Here is an 18,590-nt window from a genome sequence, read left to right as displayed (position 1 = left end):
TCTCTTTCCATCTACAACTCTAATTATTTTACCCTTTTTAATAAAAATTTCAAGTTCTTAATTTAGTAACTTTTTTGTTTTATTTAAGTTAAATAATGAAATGGAAGCCAAATAAGGAAGCAAATTTAAATTTGCTTCCTCCCCCCAATTTAATAAATATATTATTAATACTTACTAAGATTTCTTATAACTATAATTATAGTTATATAGTAAATCAATACTCCGAAATAGCGTCGAAGGTCTTCTCCATTTAATATTAAATATTTTTGGCCTACGTCCACCATAAATCTGGTGCAGGATTCTCAATATTAATTGACTTCAAATTATTAACTGCCTTATTAAATCCTTCTTCAATAGACATTATAGGGTCTTCATGTTCTATACTTACAACATAATCGTAACCATTTATCCTTAGTGCACTAATCATATCCCCCCACGCGTGAGTATTATGACCGTATCCTACTGTCCTAAATGTCCAAGCTCGAGTCTGTACATTGCCATAAGGTTGCATGTCTGTCAGACCATACATATTTACATTTTCTTGATCAATGTATGTATCTTTTGCATGAAAATGGTGAATAGCATTTGCTTTCCCTAATATTTTAATTGCTGCAATTGGCTCAATACCTTGCCACCACAAATGACTAGGGTCTAAATTAGCGCCAATATATTCATTAGTTGCTGTTCTTAATTTCAACATTGTATAAGGTGTATGTACTAAAAAACCAGCATGTAATTCTATACCAATTTTCACATCATTTGATTTAGCATATTCTGCCACTTTTCGCCAATAAGGTATAAGTTTTTCTTCCCATTGCCACTCTAATATTTTAGTATAGGCTGTCGGCCATGGGGTTACTGGCCAATTCGGATATTTAGCTGTTTCATCTGATCCTGCAACACCGGAAAAAGTGTTAACTACGGGTACATTTAAAAGTGAGGCTAATTTAATTGTTTTAAACAAGGTATCATGTGCTTGTTGGGCTTCTTTTTCATTAGGTGAAATGGGATTGTTATGACAGCTAAAAGCACTAATTTCCAATCCACGTTGATGAATCGCTTCAATGAAAGCATTACGTTGAAGTTCGTCTTCTAGTAAGTTATCCATCGGACAGAATTGATTACCAGGGTTACCTCCTGTTCCTATTTCCACCATTTTGACTCCAGCATTTGCTACATAATCTAACATTTCTTCAAATTGTTTATCTTGGAATAATACAGAAAACACACCAATTTTCATAAATAATCCTCCTTTAACATTATAACTCGTTCAATTTAATACTTTGACCAATTTCACTACTTCGATAAATTGCATCTATGATCTTATTTATTTTCAATGCTTGTTCTGGTTGTACGATAAGTGTTTCATTACCAAGACAACTATTTACAAAGTTCTGAGCTTGTCGTTGTGCCGCTATACCTTCATCATGTTCTGCATATGCTTGTTCAGTAAAATAAGTCCCTAATTTAGGTCGATATATTTCAAATGGATATAAATTCAGACCGCCATCAACGCCAGAAATACTTAAGTGTTTTGTGTCTTCTTTTATATTTGCTGACCATGAACACTCAAATTGAAGTGTTGAATGATCATTAAAAGATATATAGCTTGTCACGTGATCATCTACATCAAACTTTTCATGATCAAATGGACCCCAATCATTCAATTGATTTGGTAATTTGCTAAGACGATTATAAGTTTTACCTAACACCTCTTTAGGTTCAATGTCGTTTAGTAACCAAAGTGACAAATCGAGCATATGACAACCATAATCTATTAGACTACCGCCACCCTGCAACGTTTTATTTGTAAATACACCCCATCCAGGGACTTTACGTCTACGTAATGCTTGTACACGGGTAACTAAAGGATCACCTACTATACCACTACCAATAGCTTTTTTTGCCGTAATTGCTGCATCTGTGAAGCGATAATGATATCCTATTGCCAACAATTTACCAGCTTGTTTTGCGGTATCTACCATAGCCTCACATTCAGTTAAATTCATGGCCATTGGTTTTTCGCAAAATACATTGACTCCTGCTTCTAAAGCATCAATACTTATCTCCGCATGAAATTTATTTGGTGTACAAATAGCTACTGCATCAACTTGTTCAAACATCGTATAATATGATTCGTGAATATTTTTAATATGAAAATCATTTGCAACATTTTTTGCCAATGCTAAATCAACATCTTGAACTGCCACAACATCCACTAAATGATTTAAATTTTGAAAAGCTGGAATGTGTCTGTTACATGCAATGCCACCGCATCCAATAATACCCACTTTTAATTTATCCATAAGTAGAAAACTCCCAATATTATTTTTTTGATATTTGTTCTAATGGTTGTGCGTTTCCATATTGATGTCTTGGCGTATCACTGTGAAATGCCCACTTCACAGCATTCTTAATAACCTTTTGCACATTTACATTGTAATAGGTAGGATAGGTTTCATGGCCCGGTCTAAAATAAAATATTTTCCCGTTGCCTCTTTTAAAAGTTGCTCCACTTCTAAAGACTTCTCCACCTTCAAACCAACTGATGAAAACTGTTTCGTCTGGTGATGGGATATCGAAATGTTCTCCGTACATTTCTTCTTTTTCAAGTTCAAAATATGAGTCAATTCCTTCAGCGATAGGATGCGTGGTATCAACAACCCAAAGCCGTTCTTTTTCATCTGCCTCTCGCCATTTAAGGTCACACGATGTGCCCATTAAACTCTTGAAAATTTTTGAAAAATGTCCTGAATGTAAGACGACTAATCCCATACCTTCTAATACTTTCTGTTTTACTTTTTCTACGACTTCTTCATCAACTTCTTCATGTACTTTATGCCCCCACCAAATAAGTACATCTGTTTGTGCTAACACATCATCTGTTAAACCGTGCTGAGGTTCGTCTAACGTTGCTGTAGTCACAATATGATCATCTGTTAAAAATGATGCTATTACATGATGTATACCGTTTGGATAAACAGCCTGTACATCTTCACTTTCTTGTTCATGTCTAAATTCATTCCATATTGTAATATTCATAAAATACCTCCATAAGCTTTATTTATCATTTAAATAAACAGCTTGCCCTGTTTTAGCTGATTCGTATATAGCTTCTAATATCTGAGTTACAACAAATGCTTCTTTTGGTTTAACGACAGGTTCTATATCCTGAGTAATACTATTTATCCAAAATCTCGCTTCTTCTTCTGCTTCATCTATCTTTTCACCTTCATAAAAATCAACGCCAGCATTTTCTAATTCAATTTCAGAAGTATACAGTGTTTTTAAGTCTTCACCGTGTATACGTAAGCCATTTTTCATGTCAGCGCCACCATCAGTACCTGACAAGGAACATTTAGCTTCATCAACGTCTAAAGAATTAAGCGCCCAGCTTGATTCTAGTATAATGGTGGCCCCATTCTTCATCTTGATAAATCCAAATGCAGAGTCTTCTACCGTGAATTTATTTGGATCCCAAGAACCCCAAGCATTAGCTGCATCCGCTTGTTTCCCCAATTTTTGAAATGTAGAGCCCATCACGGATTCAGGCTCATAATTATCCATCATCCATAATGTAAGATCTAATGCATGAGTTCCTATATCAATTAACGGGCCACCTCCTTGTTTCTCTTCGTCTAGAAAAACCCCCCATGTTGGTACTGCACGTCTTCGAATAGCATGAGCCTTACTAAAATATATCTCTCCTAAATCTCCACGTTGTGTTACTTTTCGTAGATATTGACTATCAGCACGAAATCTATTTTGATAACCAATAGTTAACTTTTTATTATTATGCACTGCAGCATCAATCATTAATTGTGCTTCTTCAGAAGTTTTAGCCATTGGTTTTTCACACATCACATGCTTACTTGCATTCAATGCTGCTACAGTAATCTCTTGATGCGTATTATTCGGTGTACAAACATGAATAACTTCAATCGAATTATCTTTTAATAATTCAATGTAATCTTCATACACTGTTGCATTTTTATCACCATAACGCCTTGCTGCTGATTCAGCTTTTGTTTTATCTATATCACAAAAGGCAACCATTGATACCTCTGAAATTTTCGCTAAACTTGGTAAATGTTTACCATTTGCTATACCTCCACAACCAATAACACCAACTTTAACTGTCATCATCTCATCTCCTTAATTTTTGAATACTCCAAAAGAAAACGCTTACAATAAAATACAAAAAAATATTTAAGTCTTCTTTCTTACTTTAACTCCTTTAAAATTATAGTAGAATAAAAAATTAAAAACACCAATAAGTTTGACGTATTTAGAATTTATATATTAACATTAGAATATATTTTCAAAATTCGGAAATTTTTCCAATGAATAGGTGGAATCTTTTTATATGGTATTAGATCATCTTATTAATAAACATTTTGAACAACTAACAGAAAATGATTTACATATTATCAATATTATCAGACAAAATATTGATCAAATTTCGAACATGAAAATTCATGATTTAAGTAAACTTACACATACATCTATCTCTACGATTCATAGGTTAGTTAAAAAAATGGGATTTGAAGGTTATAGTAATTTTAAATTTTACTTAAAAATGGATACAAATACATCATCTACACAATTCGCGAACGCAGATACAATAGTTGAAGATGTTCAAAGGACTGTTGAACATCTTGAAATGTTTGATTATCAACCACTTAATGAATTAATTGAAACTGCTCCATTCATCTATATTTTTGGTACAGGTATGGCGCAACAAAATGTAGCACGTGAAGCTCAAAGACATATGCTCTCTATTTCTAAAAGAGCTATTGTTATTAATGATGAAACGGAATTGCGTTTAGCTATAAACCAAATGTCCTCTAATGATTTACTTTTTGTTATATCATTATCAGGAGAAACTAAAAATTTAATAGAGCCTATTCAACTTATTAAAGCTCGTGAACTACTTTACGTATCAATTACAACTTTGCATGATAACTATATTGCTAAACATGCTGTCTTTAATATTTACGTTAATAGCCCACCTATTCAATTTTTTAATAATACGGAATACTACAGCTTCACACCTTATTATGTCGTATTTGATTTTATAGCAAGAACTTATCATAATTATAAAATTAATAATTAGTTTTCATGTGAATTTACAACTGGTTTTATTACTACAAAATTCCAAGTAAAAGACATTATAAATCCTGTATTGATAAAAAGTGGAGGGGGTGTTTGAAAATCATTATATGTTTTGATTTCTACACTTCTCCACTAATTTAGAATATTAACAAGGCTAACTTGATTTGTTTAAAATTTGTTCTACTTCTTCTCTTACTTGTGATACCGAAAGTCCAACAATAACTTGGACATTTTTACCACTTTTAACAAGACCATGGGCACCGCCTTTTGATTTAAAATAATTATCTGCTGCTACTTGTTCAGGATCATTTACGGTGACGCGAAGTCTTGTGGCACAATTAGTAACATCAACTATATTATCTGCGCCACCTAATCCTTCTATATATACATCTGCTTTCATTTGATATTCACTATAACTATCAGAAAGCGAACTTTGTTTTTTATTTTCACGGTAGTCTTTTTTCGTATATAGTTTAGTATCTTTATTGTCATCTTTTTCCCTACCAGGCATAGGAATATCAAACTTCAATATTATAAATCTAAACAAGTAGTAATAAATAAAGATAAAAATAATCCCTATTATAAATTGTGCTAAATAGGTTCCCCAATGTGATCCAAATAGAGGAATCCAATTGGTTGCCGCTATTTCAATAAAACCGCCACCTAAATTCCCAACTAAGCCAAATGCATGCATAATTGTAACCATTGTTGCACCTAAAACAGCATGTATTAAGAATAAGAAAGGTGCAATAAATATAAATGTAAATTCTAATGGCTCGGTAATCCCTGCAAATACTGCAGTTAATGTGGCTGCCAATAATAGCGCACCTACCTCTTTCTTTTTATGAGGTTTAGCTGTGGAATATATCGCAAGCGCTATGCCAATCGAACCAAAGATTTTCGTATTACCTTGTAATAAGAACCCCCCGCCAGGGAAGATATCTTTTAATGATTTAGTTGTCTCAGAATATTCAGTAAGGTGTGATATCCAATAAGATTTAATACCGCCATCTACAACAGCTGGACCATATTCAAATGGCGTATATATAAAGTGATGTAAACCGGTTGGTATCAATATCCTTTCTAAGAAATGGAATAGCCACACACCAATATAACTAGATGTAGCAAGAAAGACTTGTAACGATGCAATCCAACCTTGAACAATTGGCCAACCCCAACTTGTTAAAAAGGCAATTGGAATCATACAAAAAAATGCAAGCATAACTACAAATGGCGATCCCTGGAATATGCCTAATGATTCAGGCAATTTCTTATCATAATAACGGTTATGTAACCATATTGCGACACCCGAGATAATTAAAGCTCCAATAATGTTAGTATCTAATGTTTTAATGCCTACTAACTCTGTCAGTCCTGTCGCATCATCAACATTCTCTTTAAAGTTAACACCAAAAGTAGGTCCCCATGTCGTTAATATGCCATTAATAAAATAATTAAACATCATATAAGTAACAACAGAAGACATCACTGCATGCCCTGCTGATTTTTTCGCTAATGAAATAGGTAATCCAATAACAAAAATGAGCTCTATATTTTCAAATACAGTCCATCCTCCGTTTTCAATTAATGACCATATTTGAAACCATATACCATCAGGATTGGCAAGCCCTCCCATAATAGCTTCATTTTTGAAAAGTGTCGCAATTCCAATAATAATACCAAAAAACGGGAACAATAACACAGGTACTATCATCGCTCCGCCGAACCTACGTATTGCATTGCCAATGTTTCGTCCAATGTTCATAATCATCATCCTTTTCGCTCTGTTTGGAAGCGCTTTCTTAAAACGATGATATGCTTAAATATTTATAAGTTCAATATAATAGTGCGATTCTGACATGATGTACCCTTGAATGATTTTATTTTCATCAAAAGGTAAATTTTCCAATTTTTTAATAAAACGGAACTTATAAATATATCTTCTAAATTTCAAGTTCTTAATCCTATGCATTAAAAAAACAGCACTTTAATCCTCTTATTCGGATTAAAATACTGCATTCCCCTTAATATTCATTATTTATTGACCATGATAAATATTAAATTCAAGTGGTTTCACTTCATTGTCTAACCACTCTTGATAAATTAATTTTTTCTTCACTTTATTATCGATAATTGTAATACCACAATCACCACCGCCTGCTCCTGATGTTTTAGCTGCACCACCATATTTTTCGGCTATAGAACATAAAACTTTCAAATGTGCTGTCTCAATATCAATCGTCGCCTCTTTATCCATCGATTGAATAATTTCACGGTTGGTACGAATCATTTGTTGTACGCCTTTAATGTGATTTGTTTTGAAGGCGTGAATCAGTTTTTCTACGCATAAATGTGAGCGTTCTAAGAATTTACCATAAAATGTGGGATCTGATTTTAAGCGTTTGACTTCACTAACAAGATGATGTGACGATGCCGGAGAACCTGTCCAACCAATTAGGACTTCCATATTTTCAGGAGGCTGTAATGGTTCAATATGTAGGCCAGGCCAGTTTTTATTTAGTACTTCATTGACAGAAGTGTCCTCTATTTGTTGTGAAACCCACTCATGGTCAAATGTACTATATGCTAGCCATCCTGTATAAATACTTACAGCAATATCTCCACAAGAACTTAAGCTTTGTAATTTCATATTAGCAATCACGGCTAATTTATAAATATAGAGATTGGATAAATGTGTCTCATAAAATTCATTTAATACTTTTACAACTGAAACGAGTACAGCTGCACTAGATCCTAAACCATACTTATGACCATTCGCATCGTCTAGATTACTATCTATCGTTAAATTAAAATGTTTTAAACTAATATTGTTACTTCGAACATATTGCTCAAATACTTCAATCGCAGTAATAACATACTTCAATTGTTTAGCAGCATGGACGTCAGAAACAGCGATTCTATCTTGACGTCTTTGGAAAGTCACAGGTTCATGGTGTAATGTTTTTGAATGTATTGTGCCTTGAGAAACATTAGAATCTTCAATAGTAGCTGTTACAAATCGATCTACTGCAATTAATACAGATTTATATCCAGGTTCAGTAACAGCGTATTCACCTGCAATATATAGCTTACCTGGTGCTTTGACTTGAATCATTTTATCTCTTCCTTACTCAATAATTTCAACGCCTGTGCTTATAATATCACTCGCAATGATTTGTGCTTCGTCAAACGATTTATATAAGGCATCTATCACTGCTTGTTGATTTTTCTTTTCAACTAAAATTTTGACATTAGGTCCAGCATCCATTGTAAAGTAGCAAGGATAGCCCGCTTCTCGGCATTGGTGTACAATATCCATTACAAGATAACTATCATCTACCATATACGTAAATGGTGGTTGTGCTCCTAAGTTCGTTGCATGCATACGTAAACCATTTGCTTCTATAACTTCACCTAATTGCTTAAAGTCTTTTTGGTTTATCGCATGTTTAACTGCTGTTATATCTTCATCTACATGATCCAACCAATATTGATAAAATCGAGATGTATCACGTGTTAGTGACATACCAGCACGACTAGATACTTTTTTAGATTTATTATTGATCACTACAAATATCATTGTTAAGTCATTTTCCCAATTGTCTGCTTCAACAGGAAAACTGTATGATGTTGCATCATCATGACCTTTTTCCCATTCTACAAAGCCACCGTAGATACTTCTTGATGCTGATCCAGAACCTCTACGAGCTAACCTAGATAATGCTTTACCCGTTAATCCAAGATTTAAAGCCTTGTCACACGCAGCTGCTAATGCTGCATACGCACTTGCTGAAGAAGCAAGCCCTGCTGCAGTTGGTACATAATTCTCACTTTCAATATATGCATGCGCAGATGTTCCACCTAATTCTCTCACGATATCCATAAATTTACTTATTTTAACAGCTTCATTTTCTGCAACCACTTCACCATTTAAAATAAGCGTATCTTTGTCATAACTTTCATCAAAAGTAACTTTTGTTTCAGTATAAAAACGATCTAATGTTACAGAAAGACTATTATTCATCGGAATAATATAAGTTTCGTCAGCCTTCCCCCAATATTTAATCAGTGCAATGTTTGTATGCGCACGTGCCTTACCACTATTGACCAACCTCATTACCCTCCTAAGTATTCAATCCACGTATGATGTGCACCTAAATCTGTTGCACATTTAACGATGTTCTCTGCTATTTCTAAATCAGTAGCTAGTACAATCATACTACCACCTCGCCCACCACCAGTTAACTTACCAGCAATAGCACCTTGTTGCTTACTTACTTCTAATATTTCTTCAATTTTCTCATGACTTACAGTTAGTGTTCTCAAATTCTCTTGGCATAAATTAAATACAGAGGCTAATTGTTCGAAATCATGGTGTTCAATTGACTCACTTGCTTCATGTACAAGTTTACCAATATGCTTTACATTTTGCAGATATTTACGATCTTCCTTGCATAAATTATGCACGTCTTCTACTGCTTGCTTTGTAGAGCCACGCACGCCTGTATCGATAACAACCATATAGCCACTTAGGCCTAATGGTTTTAATGTTTGTACTTGTCCTTGTTGAAACCAAACGGGTTTATTGGAAACAATAGTTTGTGTGTCAATACCGCTTGGTTTACCATGAGCAATACGCTCAGCCCAATTTGCTTCTTCAATCAATAGTGCATCAGATAACGGTTTTTTAAGATAATCAAAACTTGCACGCACAAAAGCCACTGCCATAGCAGCACTAGAACCTAACCCTCTTGAAGGTGGTAAATTTGTATCAATCGACACTTTTATAGGCGTTTTAATACTATATTTTTCAATAAATCTTGTAATTACTGCTTTTAAATGTTCAGGTGCTTTGCTTAATTCACCTTCAAATACTTCACTTTTAATAAAAGAAACACTTGTTTCCTTCAAAGATTCAATTGTTGCTTTTACTTTACCAGTCGTGAATGGAATTGCTATTGCTGGTTCGCCAAATGTTACAGCATGTTCACCAATTAATATTACTTTACCATTCGCTTCCCCGTATCCTTGTTGTGCCATATTTTCAATCACCTTTAGTATTTTCTTTAAATTGTATTTATATGTACTGATTTTTGTACAGTTCAGGCATCTATTTATTCGCCCATAACAACACACTCATTACTTAAATCATATTTCCAAGGAAATTTTCTGTTTTCATTCTATAGATAATGAAAAAGAATTAATATTTAAGTATGCCATTTTTAAAATCAGATAAAATTTCATCATCATTAAACATTTTCATTATTTTTGCAAACATCATTTTATATTATCTCACAAAATCAACATAATGCCATACGACTCTGGTCATAGTTTATTAAATTTTAAAAACTATACCTGCTTACATTAGCATAGAGACCTATAAACAATCATTACAAAAATTAACACCAGATGCTAATTCATGCTCATACTTACTCATTATAAAACGCTCGGACTATATATTCAAAAACTTACATTGAAAATAGCCAAATTTATTAATTATTAGTTTTTAAACCATACTTTCACTATATTACTTATTTCATTTCTATAATTCAACAGATTTAAAAACCTATTGCTATAAATCTTATTTAATTTAACAAAATAAAAAAAGACTAGTATGTATACTTAACCTTCAAGTACCCATACTAGCCTCACTCTAATCTAATTCATTGTTTGATTGATTTTAGCGTTACGTTCTATCATTTTTTCAAAATAACCTTCATATAATTGCCATTCCTCATCAGTGATTGGTTCCATGTTCAAGCGCCCACCTAAATCCTTGATTGCATACAACAATTGGAACATCACATCTTGGACTGTTATCTTCTTATTTAACAGCGTTTCTAAAGATGCCATACAAGACGGTTCAATATTTGGATAAGTGAACTTGGTTTCCTCACCTTTTAACGCACGCTCATAAAAGGATTGCATCATTTCAGCTCTTTCACTGCCATCACCTTCTACACAAAGGTAAATTTGAACTGCAATACCACCACGAACGCGCCTTTGTGAAATACCAGCAAACTTTCTACCATTAATGCTCAAGTCAAATTTACCTGGGCAGTATGACCTTTCGATTTCATGTGTCGCTATTTCAATATCTTCATCTTCAAACATTTTAGCAATTAATAAATACATTACTGAAAAAGCTTCATCAATTGTAATATCATGTTTACCCTTAAAAATCAGAGAAATATTCAGCACACCTTGATCTAAGACCACACCTAGTCCACCCGAGTTTCTAACAATCGCATTATAACCACGCTCTTCTGTAAGATAACGTATACCATCTTGCAAATAAGGTAACCTTGAATCATGAATACCTAGTATTACAGTATGTTGATGTACCCATGTACGAACTACACTACATGATAAATCTTTCCCTACACTTTCAGAAAAAGTATCATCAAATGCAAATGATTGCATAGGTTCCAAACCTGAAGAATGATCTATATAACGCCAATCTGCGGCATTAAAATATTTGCTTGCTAAATCCATTATTGTAATGACTGTGCAGCAGTAATGATTGATAGATTATATACGTCTTCTATAGAACAACCACGTGATAAATCATTTACTGGTGAGTTAAGACCTTGTAATACTGGACCAACCGCATCAAATCCACCCAGACGTTGCGCAATTTTATAACCGATATTTCCAGCTTCTAAACTTGGAAATACGAATACATTTGCATCGCCTTGAATTTTAGCGTCTGGCGCTTTTTTCTTCGCAACTTCTGGTACAATTGCTGCGTCAAATTGGAATTCACCATCTACAACTACGTCTTCAATATTATCAGCTTTAATTTTCTCTTGAGCTATGTCTACAGCATTTGAAACTTTTTCAACATCATCCGATTTAGCAGATCCTTTAGTTGAGAAACTTAACATTGCAACGCGTGGTGACATTCCGAAACTTTTAGCTGACTTAGCACTTTCAACTGCAATCTCAGCTAAATCTTGTGCTTCAAGTGTAGGGTTAATTGCACAATCACCAAAAATATATTGTTGATTATCTTTAATCATAAAGAAGATGCCTGAAGTTTTAGAGACACCAGGTTTTGTTTTGATAATTTGTAATGCTGGACGCACAGTATCTCCAGTAGAATGCGCAGCGCCACTAACAAGTCCTTCTGCTTTACCAGTATAAACAAGCATTGTGCCGAAATAGTTAACATTTTTCAACATTTCTTGTGCTTGTTCTTCCGTTGCTTTACCTTTACGACGTTCAACAAAAGCAGTTACTAATTCTTGTTTTAATTCGCTTGTTTCTGGATCGATAATTTCTAAATTTGAAATATCTAATCCTTTGTCATTAGCTAAAGCTTTAACGTTTGCTTCGTTACCTAATACTACAGGTGTCACATAGTCTGTCCCTTGTAATTGTGTTGCCGCTGTTAATACTCGTTCATCTTCCCCTTCAGGTAAGACTATTTTCACGTTTTTTCCTGAAAGTTTTTCTTGTAATACATCTAATAAAGACATAAGGGCCTCCTCAAAATTTCAATTCTTTTTTATTTTACGAATACCATTATACGTTATTTTTTATTAGAATTCCATGTCACCAATTTGTAATCATTTACTTATGTTTTAATACTCCCTTTATGGTAAAATTTTGTAGTGAAGACATAAAAATTTTCATTAAAGGAGAGATTTAAATGCCACAAGCACCAGAAACTTTAGATGGATGGTACAGTTTACATTTATTATATGCGATTGATTGGTCAAGCCTACGTTTAGTGCCAGATGAAGAACGTCGAAGCCTCGTAGAAGAGTTACAATCATTTTTAAATAAACATGAATCTGCACGAACAAACAACACTGGCGACCATGCATTTTACAATATAACAGGTCAAAAAGCGGACATTCTTTTATGGGCATTACGTCCAGAAATGAAAGACTTAAACGCCTTTGAAAATGAATTCAATAAATTAAAAATTACAGATTTCTTAATCCCAACATACTCATATGTTTCAATCATAGAATTAGGAAATTATCTTGCAGGAAAATCTGATGAAGACCCTTATGAAAATCCTCATATTAAACCAAGATTATTCCCTGAATTACCACACTCTGAGTATATCTGTTTCTATCCAATGGATAAACGTCGTAATGAAACTTATAACTGGTATATGCTTCCTCTTGAAGAACGCCAAGAACTTATGTATGTACACGGTAAAATAGGTCGTCAATACGCTGGAAAAATCAAACAATTTATTACTGGTTCAATGGGATTTGATGACTTTGAATGGGGCGTCACATTATTTGCAGATGATCCATTACAATTCAAAAAAATCGTCTCTGAAATGAGATTTGATGAAACCACTGCTCGCTATGGGGACTTCGGTAGTTTCTACGTAGGTCACATTGTTAAGAAAGAAAATTTACAAGACCTTTTTTCATTATAAATTATGAAGCAAGCAGAAATTATGCGAAGTAAAATTTGTATTCTGTGAAATAATTTGCGCAACTGTTACTAACTCGTTTAAAAATTTTACATTATAATTAAAAAGGATCTCGTCACTAGATTAACTAATGACGAGATCTTTTACTTTTGAGATAAAGGATATTTCCCTATACTCATCTAATTGTAGTGTGTTTGGGAGAACTTTAGCCACTACTTAATTTAAATATTAACTGTTTATATTGTCGCTACTCAATATATGTCTGTAACAGTTAACTAATACTATTTTAACCTATTTGAAATATTTGAAACATAAATGTATTGTAACAATTGCGTAAAATACATTAAATCCCTTATACAATTAGAAATAGAGCAATCCTTATAACAAAATGTAATAGGAAAATGTTACAATAAAAAATATTAACTCAATAACTTATTCCCACGCTATAACAATAATTCTATAGTGTTAGTTAAATACATTTTAATTGGTGATTAAATGACAATATATAATCAAACAATCGAGAGCTATGATGAAAAAATGGCAAAAGATGTAATTATGCTTGCCGGAAGAATTCTATTAGAATCAGGGGCAGAAGGTTCACGTGTAGAAGATACGATGACACGAATGGCTTTTACTTTAGGATACAAAGAGAGTAATAGCTTCGTTACGAATACCGTTATTAATTTTATGCTCCACAATGAGTCTTACCCAAGAATATTTAGAATTAAAACAAGAGATACGAATCTACTGCGAATTTCACGTACTAATGGCATTTCTAGACGACTAGCACTTGGTGATATTTCCCTAGAAGACGCATTTCAAGAATTACAAAAAATATACAATGAACAGAGCATTCAAAACCATTATCTTTTTTATAAATTTATAGCTGCTGCAGTTATTTCTGTCAGCTTTTTATATTTACAAGGTGGCTATTTGATTGATGTTTTAACTGCATTACTAGCTGGGTCTTTTGGCTATATTGTAGTAGAATTATTACATCAAAAATTGCACGCCCAATTTATTCCTGAATTTATGGGGGCATTAGTAATTGGGTTGATTACAATTATTGGTCATCATCTCATTCCAGGTGGTTCCGTCGCTACTATTATGATTGCAGCCGTCATGCCAATCGTACCAGGGGTATTAATCACAAATGCCATTCAAGATTTGTTCGGCGGACATATGTTGATGTTTACCACTAAATCATTAGAAGCACTCGTCACAGCTTTTGGTATTGGCGCTGGCGTTAGTACGATACTTATTATTTTTTAGGAGTTATGTCTATGTTTTGGATATTAAATTTTATATTTAGCTATACCGCTTCCCTCTTTTTCGGCGTAATATTTGATGTTCCGAAACGTCTTTATAACATTGTTGGCCTTGTTGGAGCAAGCGGATGGATGGTTTATATTTTATTTTATGATGGTTTTTCTGCACACACGATATACTCTAGTTTCTTCGGGAGCTTAGCTCTAGGTTGTTTAAGCCACATCATGGCTCGCATAAAAAAAGAACCGGTCATCATCTTTATGGTTCCTGGAATAATCCCATTAGTTCCTGGTGGCCTCGCCTTCGACGCTACTAAAAATCTAGTACTATTAGAGTTTAGTAAAGCTATAAACACTATGTTAGAAGTAACGCTTATAGCTGGTGCAATAGCGTTGGGGTTACTCTTTGCTGACCAGATAGCCAAACTAATTGTTTCAGGAACAAAAATACGTAAAAAGCGTGTATAAACACTATATTTACTCCTATAGACATATAAAAAGAAGACCAGTAATCCATGATGTGCACCATTGTGATTAACTGGCCTTCTTTTTATAATAATTAAATTTTCACTATTTCATGTTAATTACATATTTTTACTAGAAGTAATAACTATTGATTCGCTTTCTCTGACTTATGTTCATTTATTAAATCTACAACGTCATCTTCTGAACGGTTTAAAATCAATCTACTTAATTTATCATTGTCCATACGCTTTAGTTTTGGATAGCGGACTACAAAGAAGATTAAGCCAATCACTAACCATCCACCTAATGCAATATATGACGGTACAGATAACGACGCTGGTGAACCAGGAACTAATAATAACAATAAAAAGACAAATGATACAACCGTGCCCAATATTGCAAATATTTTATATACAGGACTATACGTATTACTAGCTTTATTAAAACTAAACAATTTAGCAGCTGACAGACAAGTAATAAAGTAAGCAATCGACACTCCTGTTGACGACATATCGACAATCCAAGTCAACGCCGTACGTCCTAGCCACGGAGCAATTAACGTAATAGTAACCAAGAAGATAATTGCTATATATGGTGTTTTGTATCTACCGTGCAATTTGCTAAATACTGATGGCATAATACCTGAACGGCCCATAGAGAATAACAAACGACTTGAGCTCATTAAGAAGCCATTTAATCCAGTAAAAATCCCCATGATAATAGCAATTGCTAATACTGCTAAACCAATATAACCAAAGGCTGCTTGTGTTACAGCACCTGTTAACCATAAGTTTCCATTTAAACTGGTTGACGAAGTGCTTAACCAACTTGTGTATAATATCATCAATACATAGGTAAATGCTGCGGCTAACAAACTATATACAATAAGTTTGAATGTTTTATTAGGCGAAAAATCAAATTCTTCAGCCGTCTGTGGTATATTATCAAATCCAACATATGCCCATGGCGCAATTGCCACAATCATTATGATGGAAGTAAACCATCCCTTACTTTCATTAGTTAATGGTTGTAAATTTTCAAAAGAAAAGTTATTACCAAAGAAAGATCCGAAAAATAATAATATTATTGTAATAACCATTGCTACACAGAAATAGTATTGCAGAGACCCTGAAACACTTGCACCTTTAATTGCTATAAACATAAAGACAATTAATAATAATGAAGCAATCAGAATTTCAGTGATATACACATCCCATCCTGCTATCGTATATAATTTACCAGTTTCTAAAATATCAGGTAATAAAAATTTAATTAATAAACTAAATGCTGTGGCGTTTAATGCGACCACACAAATATACCCAAATGTTAAGAACCAGGATGAGAAGAAACTTACGTACCTCCCAAATCCTAAAAAGCTAAATGCAAAGGCTCCGCCAGATACAGGAAAACGTTCTACTAATGCACCATAACTTACTGCTATAAGTATCATTAATAATGCTCCGATGACGATACCTATCGCTGCAGAAACCGGGCCTGATTGACCTATCCAGTCACCAGGTAATATAAAAGCACCCCAACCTATACACGATCCATAGGCGATTGCCCATACAAACTTCTCAGATAAATTCTGTTTTAAATCTCCTCTATCTATCTGTTTTTCATTTTGACTCATAAATAAAATTCACCTCATGGAGTGTATTATACCCATAAGATGAATTCTATAACAATTATAACTTTATAATTTAATCGTTGCTATAACTAACATTAGCCAGCCAGCAATAAATAGTACGCCGCCAATTGGGGTAACCGCGCCTAATATACGAATTTGAGTTAAAGCTAAAATATACAATGAACCACTGAAAAATATAATACCAAAGAATAGTAACCAACCTGCCCAATTGACATTAATAGATGTAGTACCACTAATGATACCTATCGCTAATAATCCTAGACCATGATACATCTGATAAGTTGTCGCCTTTTCCCAAATGGATAAGTATTTTTCTGATAGCTTATTTTCTAACCCATGTGCACCAAAAGCACCTGTACCCACTGCCATCATCGCGTTAAGCGCACCTAAAACAATAAACACTTTCATCATGTTAATTTCCATCCTTCCATTATTTAAAAATCAAAAATTGAGTCACCGTTACCTATTTCATCATCTGTAACCAATTTATTAGAATTTAATCCAGTGTCGGTTGTTACATTCTGACTGGAACTATTTGGTACTTTTCCGCCCATCGCTCTGATTTCATTTTCAGAAATATTCGATTTAGTATTTCCATGTTGTACTGTTGATGATTTAAAAGAAGATGATACATTGAAACTATTGTCACTATAACGTTGTTTATTAGAACGGGTCTCAGTAACTAATGATGTTAATGTATGAATCGCATATATATGCTTCTCAAAATCAACATTACTTTGAGCTTCGTCTGCTTGGACTAACTCCTGTTCAATCAATTGAATAATCTTTTCTTTTTCCATGTATTAATCCTCACTCTCACACCAATTCACTGGTTTAATGCCATTTGTTTGTAAATAATTATTTGTCAGAGAATACGGTTTTGATCCAAAGAAACCACGATATGCTGACAGCGGACTTGGATGTGGAGACTGAATAATATGGTGTTTCGTAGTGTCTATTAGCTTAATTTTCTGTTGCGCAGGTTTGCCCCATAAAATAAACACAACATTTTTCAATTGTTCAGATACCGCTTTTATCACTTCATCAGTAAAAATTTCCCAACCAATATTTTTGTGAGAATGCGCTTCTCCTTGGCGAACTGTCAAAACAGTATTTAATAATAAGACACCCTCACGCGCCCAATCTTGTAAATGTGGAGATTTTCTCACACAACCAATATCATCTTCCAGTTCTTTATACATATTTCTTAAAGAAGGCGGAAACTTGGCATCTGGCTGTACTGAAAAAGCTAGTCCGTGTGCTTGATTAGGTCCATGATAAGGATCTTGACCTAATATGACCACTTTCACGTGTTCAAAAGGCGTTAAATCAAATGCCTGATAAATATTTTCTTTATCGGGATACACCACTTCAGTAGTATACTCTTTTTCTAAAAAATCATGCATGGCAGTAAAGTCATGTCGCGTAGTTATATCATGAAAAACATCCGACCATTCCATATCGTCTCACCTCATTCATATAGTAACATAAAGAACCCCTTTTTTGCTTTAGCAAAATTAGGGGTTCTTACACATGAGTTTTAGCTCAGGTGTTCCTCTATTCTTTCTCGGTATCGAGACTTTTACACTTTTTTGCTTTAGCAATATTAGGGGTTCTTACGCTTGAGCTTATGCTCAGGTGTTCCTCTATTCTTTCTCGGTATCGAGACTTTTACACTTTTTTGCTTTAG

General features: G+C 33.8%; 18 protein-coding genes. 4 read left to right on the top strand and 14 right to left on the bottom strand.

Translation table 11 applies throughout. From position 1 onward, the window contains the following. Window positions 1-271: 271 nt before the first annotated feature. From ACF91D_RS11135 to ACF91D_RS11120, 4 genes are read right to left on the bottom strand one after another with little or no spacing between them, the layout of a single operon-like run. Window positions 272-1,240, bottom strand: a complete 969-nt coding sequence (locus tag ACF91D_RS11135) for a sugar phosphate isomerase/epimerase family protein (protein ID WP_039068867.1) — start codon at window positions 1,238-1,240, stop codon at window positions 272-274. A 19-nt stretch (window positions 1,241-1,259) separates the two neighbouring features. Further along, window positions 1,260-2,306, bottom strand: coding sequence for a Gfo/Idh/MocA family protein (locus ACF91D_RS11130; RefSeq protein ID WP_327620800.1), 1,047 nt, complete (start codon window positions 2,304-2,306; stop codon window positions 1,260-1,262). Window positions 2,307-2,325: 19 nt separating this feature from the next. Further along, complete coding sequence (locus tag ACF91D_RS11125) at window positions 2,326-3,042, bottom strand: ThuA domain-containing protein (protein ID WP_327620801.1); 717 nt, start codon at window positions 3,040-3,042, stop codon at window positions 2,326-2,328. A gap of 18 nt (window positions 3,043-3,060) precedes the next feature. Continuing rightward, window positions 3,061-4,143, bottom strand: a complete 1,083-nt coding sequence (locus tag ACF91D_RS11120; protein WP_069792770.1) for a Gfo/Idh/MocA family protein — start codon at window positions 4,141-4,143, stop codon at window positions 3,061-3,063. Window positions 4,144-4,366: 223 nt separating this feature from the next. Between ACF91D_RS11120 and ACF91D_RS11115 the strand changes: the two genes are divergently transcribed. Next, window positions 4,367-5,116, top strand: a complete 750-nt coding sequence (locus tag ACF91D_RS11115; protein ID WP_039068871.1) for a MurR/RpiR family transcriptional regulator — start codon at window positions 4,367-4,369, stop codon at window positions 5,114-5,116. Window positions 5,117-5,269: 153 nt separating this feature from the next. Here the strand turns inward: ACF91D_RS11115 and ACF91D_RS11110 are convergent, their stop codons facing one another. The 6 genes from ACF91D_RS11110 to pta form a co-directional block, all read right to left on the bottom strand. After that, entirely contained in the window at window positions 5,270-6,880 is a 1,611-nt protein-coding gene (locus ACF91D_RS11110; RefSeq protein ID WP_119605302.1) for an alpha-glucoside-specific PTS transporter subunit IIBC, read from the bottom strand. Window positions 6,881-7,153: 273 nt separating this feature from the next. Next, window positions 7,154-8,230 carry a phosphomevalonate kinase gene (locus tag ACF91D_RS11105; protein WP_039068872.1) on the bottom strand — a complete coding sequence of 359 codons (1,077 nt, stop codon included), beginning with the start codon at window positions 8,228-8,230 and terminating at the stop codon, window positions 7,154-7,156. A 12-nt stretch (window positions 8,231-8,242) separates the two neighbouring features. Then, complete coding sequence (mvaD, locus tag ACF91D_RS11100; protein WP_327620802.1) at window positions 8,243-9,226, bottom strand: diphosphomevalonate decarboxylase; 984 nt, start codon at window positions 9,224-9,226, stop codon at window positions 8,243-8,245. 5 nt (window positions 9,227-9,231) lie between these two features. Next, on the bottom strand, window positions 9,232-10,155 hold the full coding sequence (gene mvk, locus ACF91D_RS11095; protein ID WP_039068874.1) for a mevalonate kinase: 924 nt from the start codon (window positions 10,153-10,155) through the stop codon (window positions 9,232-9,234). Between the two features lie 618 nt (window positions 10,156-10,773). Continuing rightward, window positions 10,774-11,610 (bottom strand): lipoate--protein ligase family protein, encoded by an 837-nt coding sequence (locus ACF91D_RS11090; protein WP_039068875.1) that lies wholly within the window; start codon window positions 11,608-11,610, stop codon window positions 10,774-10,776. Then, window positions 11,610-12,596 (bottom strand): phosphate acetyltransferase, encoded by a 987-nt coding sequence (pta, locus tag ACF91D_RS11085; RefSeq protein WP_119585875.1) that lies wholly within the window; start codon window positions 12,594-12,596, stop codon window positions 11,610-11,612. Before pta ends, ACF91D_RS11090 begins: the two co-directional genes overlap by 1 nt. Before the next feature lie 173 nt (window positions 12,597-12,769). On the opposite strand from pta, the gene hemQ reads away from it, so the two are divergent. The 3 genes from hemQ (at window position 12,770) to ACF91D_RS11070 (ending at window position 15,252) form a co-directional block, all read left to right on the top strand. Continuing rightward, the gene (gene hemQ, locus ACF91D_RS11080) at window positions 12,770-13,519 is read left to right on the top strand and encodes a hydrogen peroxide-dependent heme synthase (RefSeq protein ID WP_327620803.1); all 750 of its coding nucleotides are present in this window, start codon (window positions 12,770-12,772) and stop codon (window positions 13,517-13,519) included. Window positions 13,520-14,017: 498 nt separating this feature from the next. Next, the gene (locus ACF91D_RS11075; protein ID WP_172643899.1) at window positions 14,018-14,788 is read left to right on the top strand and encodes a threonine/serine exporter family protein; all 771 of its coding nucleotides are present in this window, start codon (window positions 14,018-14,020) and stop codon (window positions 14,786-14,788) included. A gap of 11 nt (window positions 14,789-14,799) precedes the next feature. Continuing rightward, the gene (locus tag ACF91D_RS11070) at window positions 14,800-15,252 is read left to right on the top strand and encodes a threonine/serine exporter family protein (RefSeq protein ID WP_039068882.1); all 453 of its coding nucleotides are present in this window, start codon (window positions 14,800-14,802) and stop codon (window positions 15,250-15,252) included. 142 nt (window positions 15,253-15,394) lie between these two features. Here the strand turns inward: ACF91D_RS11070 and ACF91D_RS11065 are convergent, their stop codons facing one another. The 4 genes from ACF91D_RS11065 to ACF91D_RS11050 form a co-directional block, all read right to left on the bottom strand. Next, a complete protein-coding gene (locus ACF91D_RS11065; RefSeq protein WP_039068884.1) occupies window positions 15,395-16,882 on the bottom strand; it encodes an APC family permease in 1,488 nt (495 codons plus the stop codon). 63 nt (window positions 16,883-16,945) lie between these two features. Further along, window positions 16,946-17,308, bottom strand: coding sequence for a DUF423 domain-containing protein (locus tag ACF91D_RS11060; protein WP_039068954.1), 363 nt, complete (start codon window positions 17,306-17,308; stop codon window positions 16,946-16,948). Between the two features lie 26 nt (window positions 17,309-17,334). Continuing rightward, window positions 17,335-17,700 carry a DUF5327 family protein gene (locus ACF91D_RS11055; protein WP_039068886.1) on the bottom strand — a complete coding sequence of 122 codons (366 nt, stop codon included), beginning with the start codon at window positions 17,698-17,700 and terminating at the stop codon, window positions 17,335-17,337. A 3-nt stretch (window positions 17,701-17,703) separates the two neighbouring features. Beyond that, on the bottom strand, window positions 17,704-18,360 hold the full coding sequence (locus ACF91D_RS11050; protein ID WP_039068888.1) for a uracil-DNA glycosylase: 657 nt from the start codon (window positions 18,358-18,360) through the stop codon (window positions 17,704-17,706). Window positions 18,361-18,590: the final 230 nt, after the last annotated feature.

The organism is Staphylococcus sp. 231237_7MaSpsaltlick, from assembly GCF_043107035.1.
The sequence above is the reverse complement of the archived record's forward strand: the minus strand, read 5'-3'. Positions and strand labels throughout refer to the sequence as shown.